Origin of the sequence: Aestuariivirga sp. (assembly GCF_037139295.1) — a bacterium.
Lineage (GTDB): Bacteria > Pseudomonadota > Alphaproteobacteria > Rhizobiales > Aestuariivirgaceae > Aestuariivirga.
This window is the reverse complement of record NZ_JBAXGR010000299.1, coordinates 1-1,692: the sequence shown is the minus strand read 5'-3', so window position 1 is coordinate 1,692 and position 1,692 is coordinate 1. Positions and strand designations below refer to the sequence as shown.

Annotated in this window: 2 protein-coding genes; both read right to left on the bottom strand. The window is 60.8% G+C overall.

The window, feature by feature from the left end; translation table 11 throughout:
• Positions 1–297 (bottom strand): 4Fe-4S dicluster domain-containing protein (locus WCJ41_RS22105; protein WP_336907988.1); only part of this gene is annotated, 297 nt, incomplete at its 3' end.
• Positions 294–1,692: molybdopterin oxidoreductase family protein (locus WCJ41_RS22100; protein WP_336907987.1), on the bottom strand; the 1,399-nt coding region annotated here is incomplete at its 5' end. The genes WCJ41_RS22100 and WCJ41_RS22105, both read right to left, overlap by 4 nt.

Genomic DNA, 1,692 nt, shown 5'->3' with positions numbered 1-1,692 from the left:
CGCACCCGTCGGGCAGACCGTGACGCAAGCGGGTTCCTCGCAGTGGAGGCAGGAGCGTGGGAAGTGAACGATGCGGGACTGGTCCTGGCCCTGCTCCTTCACTTCATAGCCATGGACGCGATTGAGCCAGACGCCGGACGGATCGGATGCGTAGGGGTTTGTATCGGTGAGCGGGGCCGAATAGCCCTGCGTGTTCCACTCCTTGCAGGAGGTGACACAGGCCTGGCAGCCGACACAGGTGTCGAGGTCAATGACGAGGCCAAGTTTCTTGGCTGAGGGCGGAGGAAGCGACGTCATTCGACCCTCTCGATCGGCTTAAGAGTGGCAAATTGTGGCTCACTGACATCCGACTGGTCGGAGGCCTTCTCGACGCGAACGCGGAGATCGTACCAAGCGGCCTGCCCGGTGATGGGATCGCTGTTTGAATAACGATAACCGCCCTCTCGCTCGGGCAGCAATTCGGAGATCAGATGGTTGAGGAGAAAACCCTGTTTTGATTCGTCCGATCCGGGCTTCAACCCCCAGGTGCCGGAGCGCTTGCCGATGGCGTTCCAGGTCCAGACGGTTTCCGGGTTCACCCCATCCATGAGTTTAGCTTGCGCCTTGATCTTTCCATGGTGCGAGGTGACGGTGACCCAATCACCATCCGCGACCTTAAGTTTCGCTGCCATCTCGCGCGCCATGTAGAGCCAATTGCGTGACATGATCTGACGGAGCCAGGCGTTCTGCGAGCCCCAGGAGTGATACATGGCCATCGGCCTCTGGGTGACGGCATGCATGGGGAACTCCGCATCCGACACCATCTCGCCCTCGAAGGGTGGATACCAGAAGGGGATGGGGTCGAAGTAGCTGGCGATGCGACTGCGATGCTCGGCAGGCGCAACGACCTTGCCGTGCCCCCTGGCAGAGAGGCGGAACTTCTGCAGCGGCTCGCAATAAAGCTGGTGGATGACGGGTTCCGGCTTGCCGATGAAGCCGAAGAAGGTTGCCCAATCGAGATAGGCCCAGTTTACATGGCGATAATACTTCATGTGATCGGGGAGTTCGTAGAACCAGTGGCAGCCGTTGTCGATGTAGTGCTGCAACTGCTCTGGATTGGGTGTGCCGCGCCCCTGCGCGCGGCCATTGGGTCCGCGGAACCCGGCGAGCGGGCCGATGCCGGGTGCGCGCTCATGGTTGACGATGTAATCCGGGTAGCCGCCGGGATAGCGTGGCGAGCCATCGGTGCGCGTCATGCCCGTGAGGCCGATGCGCGTGCCGAGGTCAAGCAGCACGGTCTGGAAGGGGCGCACGTCACGGTCTGGCTCGACCACCGGCTGGCGAATGGAATCCGCCGGGCCATCAGCTTCCGATATCGGGCGATCGAGGAGCGAGATGCAATCCCAGCGCTCGAGGTAGGTGGTATCGGGTAGTATGAGGTCGGCGTAATGCACCATCTCGGAGGCGTAAGCGTCCGAATAGATGATCTTGGGGATAGTGTAGCTGCCGTCCGGCTCCTTCTGCGTGAGATACCTGATGGTGTCAGGCACGTTCATTGCCGAGTTCCAACTCATGTTGGCCATGTACATGAATAGGACGTCAATGCCGTAGGGATCCTTCTTGGCGGCATTGGTAATGACCATGTGCATCATGCCGTGGGCGGCCAGCGGCGCGTCCCAGCTATAGGCTTTGTCCAGCCGCTGCGGAATTCCC